Annotated in this window: 3 protein-coding genes and 1 pseudogene; 1 reads left to right on the plus strand and 3 read right to left on the minus strand. The window is 61.0% G+C overall.

Annotated elements, in window-relative coordinates; genetic code table 11:
- Positions 1 to 36 precede the first annotated feature (36 nt).
- The gene (gene mqo, locus ACK59H_RS22580; RefSeq protein ID WP_060478893.1) at positions 37 to 1,674 is read right to left on the minus strand and encodes a malate dehydrogenase (quinone); all 1,638 of its coding nucleotides are present in this window, start codon (positions 1,672 to 1,674) and stop codon (positions 37 to 39) included.
- A 319-nt stretch (positions 1,675 to 1,993) separates the two neighbouring features.
- Here mqo and ACK59H_RS22585 point away from each other — a divergent pair, with 319 nt between their 5' ends.
- Positions 1,994 to 2,683 carry a phytanoyl-CoA dioxygenase family protein gene (locus ACK59H_RS22585; protein WP_060478892.1) on the plus strand — a complete coding sequence of 230 codons (690 nt, stop codon included), beginning with the start codon at positions 1,994 to 1,996 and terminating at the stop codon, positions 2,681 to 2,683.
- Between the two features lie 23 nt (positions 2,684 to 2,706).
- On the opposite strand, the gene ACK59H_RS22590 is transcribed toward ACK59H_RS22585, so the two are convergent.
- Both ACK59H_RS22590 and ACK59H_RS22595 read right to left on the minus strand, forming a co-directional pair.
- On the minus strand, positions 2,707 to 4,182 hold the full coding sequence (locus tag ACK59H_RS22590) for a TolC family protein (RefSeq protein WP_060478891.1): 1,476 nt from the start codon (positions 4,180 to 4,182) through the stop codon (positions 2,707 to 2,709).
- Between the two features lie 50 nt (positions 4,183 to 4,232).
- Positions 4,233 to 5,403 (minus strand): annotated as a pseudogene (locus ACK59H_RS22595) (hypothetical protein); the annotation flags it as partial.

A 5,403-nucleotide genomic window follows, 5' to 3' on the forward strand; every position in this document is an offset into this window, starting at 1 on the left:
GGGATACCCGTGGCTTTGTTTCGCCGACTGCCCTGATTACAGGGCCATGTCGTTCTCAGCTTTGCTTTCGACCGGTGCGCTTGGCGCAACGCTGGTGCCGACGCTTTCGTCGATGACCGGCGGCTTGGCCAGTTGCAACACTTCTGCGGTGTAGTTCCACTCTTTCTGGGTGGCGGCTGCAGAGTCGTTAAGCTTAGTGCCGTAGCTCGGTACGATCTGCTTGATCTTGGCCTGCCACTCAGGGGTAGCGACCTTCTCCTTGAACACCGTTTCCAGCACGTTCAGCATGATCGGCGCTGCGGTCGATGCACCCGGCGAGGCGCCCAGCAGACCCGCGATAGTACGGTCTTGGGAAGCCACCACTTCGGTGCCCAACTTCAACACGCCGCCCTTCTCTTCGTCACGCTTGATGATCTGTACACGCTGACCGGCCTGCCACAGCTTCCAGTCTTCCTTCTTGGCATTCGGGAAGTAGGTACGCAGGGCTTCGAAACGGTCATCATCCGACAGCATCAGCTGGCCGGCGAGGTACTCGACCAGCGGGTACTGATCGATACCGACCTTGGTCATTGGCCACACGTTGTGCGTGGTGGTGCTGCTCAGCAGGTCGAGGTACGAGCCGTTCTTCAGGAACTTGGTCGAGAAAGTGGCGAATGGGCCAAACAGGATCACGCGCTTGCCGTCCAGCACGCGGGTGTCCAGGTGCGGTACCGACATGGGCGGAGCGCCAGTGGAGGCAATGCCATAGGCCTTGGCCATGTGTTGCATGGCCACGGTTGGGTTCTCGGTCACCAGGAACGAGCCACCCACTGGGAAGCCTGCGTATTCCTTGGCTTCTGGAATACCCGATTTCTGCAGCAGCTTCAGCGCGCCGCCGCCGGCACCGATGAACAGGAACTTGGCGTCGGTAGCCGAGGTGCTGCCGTCCTTGAGGTTCTTGTACTCAACATGCCAGGAGCCGTCTTCGTTGCGGGTGATGTCCTGCACTTCGCTGGACAACTTCAGGTCGAAGCCTTTCTGAGTCTGCAGGTGGCCCACGAACTGGCGAGTGATTTCGCCGAAGTTGACGTCGGTGCCGATAGGCGTCCAGGTGACCGCCAGCTTCTGGTTCGGGTCACGGCCTTCCATCATCAGCGGGACCCACTTGGCGATCTGCGCGTGGTCCTCGGAGTACTGCATCGGGCGGAACAGCGGGCTGGCCTGCAGTGCCTCGTAACGCTTCTTGAGGAACTTGATGTTGTCATCGCCCCAGACGAAGCTCATGTGCGGGGTGGTGTTGATGAACGAGTGCGGGTTCTTCAGCACGCCTTGGCGAACCTGCCACGACCAGAACTGGCGGGAGATCTGGAAGGCTTCGTTGATTTCGATGGCCTTGGAGATGTTGACGTTGCCGTCTTTGTCTTCCGGGGTGTAGTTCAGCTCGGCCAGCGCGGAGTGGCCGGTACCTGCGTTGTTCCAGCCATTGGAGCTTTCTTCGGCCACGCCATCAAGGCGCTCGACCATTTCCATCGACCAGCTAGGCTCCAGCTCGTGCAGCCACACGGCCAGGGTGGAGCTCATGATGCCGCCGCCGACCAGCAGCACATCGACTTTCTTGGTTTCTGCGGCGTGCGCTTGCATGAAGCTCGCAGCAACAGCCAGACCCAGCAAGGTCTTGCCAGCTTTCTTGAACATTGATCAATTCCAGTCAGTAGAACGGAGGGTGGGCCTGTGGCTGACCCAGATGCTTCGTGTTCTTGCGCGCAGGCTTTTTATGATCATTGTTCAGCGGCTTGAAGAACCAGAAAACGCTTCAGGCTTTTGTCGAATTGACTGGCAAGGCTGAATCGTTTCGCTGATTGTAACCGAATCGCCAGCACAAACAAATTGGTGCCCTTTCGGTCAATTAGGCGCTTTGCCCCAGTGACAGCTTGTCACAGCGCCTGCCGCCAGCTCGTAAAGGTCTACCCCGCTCGCTATGATTGCCGACTGGAAAACACGGATGTGACTACCCATGACCGAACGCGGCCAGCCCCATCAAGAAGGCTACATCCTGCTCCGTCAGGCGATCCCACAGCAGTGGCTGGATGACCTGCGCAGGGTGTTCGAGGCCGGCGTGCAGCCCCCAGAACGATGGCCTGTGCCACGTAACTCCAACTGGCGCTATGCACAACTGGATGAACATCGGCAAATTCAGGCCGTTTGTCGCCTGCCTGAAATATTGGCGAGCAGCGGGATGCTGCTGGGCGAGCGGTTCTTTCTGGCCCAGGTTGAGGGCCGCGACCCAGTTGCCGGTGGCGGCCACCAAAGGTTGCATCGTGACGGCTCGGGGGTGCGAGCGGGCGATACAGTGAGCGCACTCATTTATCTGGACGATTTCGGCCCCGACAATGGTGCCACGCGCATCGTGCCGGGCAGCCATCGACCGCAAGCCGGCGAGCCCCCTTTTGACTTCGACGACGAATCGCAAGCGATACAGCTGGCAGGCCGCGCTGGCGATGCCTTGGTGTTCGATGCCGAGCTGGTGCATGCAGCCAGCCGCAACATCAGCGGCGCCAAACGCCGCACGCTGATGGTCAGCTATCGAGCCGAGGCTTTGTACGCTTTGCACGTGGAAACCCGAGTGCTGCGTAACGTACGCATGGCCACCTGCGACCGATTCGAACCCTCAGGCAAGGCGCTCGGCCAGCTAGCTAGCAGCTGAACGCCATTACTGAGCCAGCGGTATCAGCGGTTCCAGCCGGCCTCGCTGTTCTGCAGGGCAGTTGCGATGGTCTGCAGCCTGTCGTCCGGCAAGGAGTCCGGCAACGGGTCGGCCCCCGAGCTGATGTACAACTGAGCGTAAGCTTTGCGCATTTCGGCGTAGGACAGATCACGCTTGAGCTGAGTCTGCAGGTTGTTCAGCTCGCCCTGGATCAGCTCCAACTCACCTATGTTCTGGGTCTGATAGCGGTTGCGCAACTGCTCGGCAATCTGCCCGTCGAGGCTCGCCAGTTCTTCACTGGTATGGAACTGCCGCACCGCCTCGTTGAAATTGGCATTGGCCACGTACAGTTGCGCCAGCACTGCCATGGACATTGCCTGACGGCGGGCGGCGACTACATCCTCGCCCGCTTCGGCGACTTTGATCGCCCTTGGCCCTGAGAGCACGTTGAACAGGTTCCAGGTGACTTTGACCCCGTAGTCGGCCCAGCTCTGATTGGTCAGGAACGAGTTGCTGTCGTAGTGACCGCCAACCGACAGCTCCAGCCCTGGCAACAGGCGCAGCATGGCCTTGCGGGTTTCTGCCGCACTGATGCGCGCTTGGTAGTCCTGTTCGCGCAGCTCCGGGCGGCTGGCCAGTGCTTGCTGCTCAAGCTGGGCGAAGTCGGCCTTGAAAGTCGGCACCTGATAGCTGTCTTCAGAGGCGAGGGTGAAGTCGGTATTAAGCGGCAAGTTGATCAGCGCGGCCAGCTCGGTCTTGGCCAAAGACAGCGCACGGCGCTGCTCTTCCAGCTGACGGGTGGCCTCGATCAAGGCGCGCTGGTAGCTCAAACTTTGCACGGGGTCGCCCAACCGCTGGGCGGCCATGCGCTGGCTGTTGTCACGGGCCTGGTCGATGCGCCCCATCAGGCTATCGATCTGGCTCAGCAAGCGCTGGGCAGCCACGGCGCGCCAGTAGGCCGAACGCACATCCTGGGTAATGGTGTGAATGACCTTGCGCCGACGCTCTTCGAGAATCAGGCGTTGGTCCGCCTGCTGCTTGGCACTGACGTAGCTGACACCGAAGTCCAGTACGTTCCACACCATGGTCAGGTCGGCCACGTCGCGGTCGCGGTCTTGGGAAGTCGAAGGTTCGAGGGACTGGGTGCCAGTGCGAATGCTCTGGCTGCTGGACGCCCCCACATTGTTACGACCGGCGTAACCTGCGGCCAGGGCCATACGCGGCAGCATGTCGAAGCGAGCCAGATCGACCTGGCGCTGAGACAGCGCCTCCTCCATGACTTTCAGGCGGGCCTCGAGGTTGTACTTGACCGCGCGTGCCATGGCTTGGTGCAGGGTCAGTGGCCCTTTGATTGGCTCCTGATCCTTGAACATGGTCGCAAGGTCGGTTCTGGCACGTGCCTCGCTGACACTACGGTCGATCGGCTGGCTGGTCACGGCGCAGCCGCTGATGGCCAATACCAACAGGCTGGTGGCGAAGAGTTTGTGGCTATTGTTCATCCTTGGACCGCCCCCTGGTACGGCCGTGTTATCAAAGTGCATGCTGTGTTTCATGCCCGCTGTCCGATCGCTGTCGGTTGAGCCAAGGCCTTGGCCAACTCGCGCACGTGGCGCTGGTCGATTTCATTGATCTGCTGCAGTTGCTGGCCGAAGGTCGGTGCTCCGAACACGCCTCGCAAGCCTTGAGTAAGATCGCTCTGCTTCCACTGGCTGCCGTTGAAGACATTCATCTCAGTGACGCCCGGCACCTGCTGGCTGAATAGGCTGGCAAGGGTGCTGCTGCCAAACACCCCTCCTTCACCGCCGCCCATCCCTGCACTGCCGGCCAGGCCCGAGAAACCGCGGGCGCTGGTGCCGAATACCTGAGCGATAAAGCTCGGCGCACTGCTGGCATTGCCGAGGAAAATCGTGCCCAGCGGCCGCAAGTCACCACCGACGCTACGCACATCGAACAATGGCGGCGGCATTAGCGGCGATAGACCCGCGTCAATCACGGGCGCTGGCAACTGCGGCGGGGCTAACGGCGCTTGAGGCGTGCCTGGGGCTTGCGGTGGGTTCAAGCGATACTCCAGGTCACCGACATCCTGGGTCTGGATCGACTGCGCCTGGCCGACCATCGACACGCCCAAGGCGTTGCCTGCGCTGTCCTGAACGCCACTGTTCGCTGCATTGAGACTCAACGCCAGGCTGCCCTGCCCGCGCAGGTCACCCACCACGATGCGGTAGGTGCGAGCGTCAAGTTGTTGCACCGACTGCACTACACCACTGGCAGAGTTGCTGCCGAGCACCGAAAAATCACTGGCATCGACACCGCTGACCGCTTCGTCGAATGTCAGGGTAAAGCTCAGGGTACGGTCGCCGGGCGACACAGGGCCATCGACCACAATGCTGCTTGGCTGAGGTGCTTTGGCATCGACCAGAATCCCTCGGGTATCGCCCAGGTTGTTCAAGCCCGTGTTGGCGTCGTTGCCTTGGGTGTCACGCAGGCTGCCACCATTCAGGTCGATCGTTGGAGCGACGGCGAAGCTGCTATTGCCGGCCATACCACGGGTGACACTGAGGCGGAACAGCAGCGCAGTACCGCCAGAGGTGGACACATAGTCGGCGTATGCCACCTGGCCGTCGTCCAGCGTGATCGCCAGGCGAGGGTTGCCGTTACTGCTGTTCACCAGCACCGCTTCATCGGTATTGACGATGAAGTCCAGGTTCTGGCCAGCGACG

This window comes from Pseudomonas sp. KCJK9000, from assembly GCF_046230725.1.
Taxonomy (GTDB): domain Bacteria; phylum Pseudomonadota; class Gammaproteobacteria; order Pseudomonadales; family Pseudomonadaceae; genus Aquipseudomonas; species Aquipseudomonas promysalinigenes.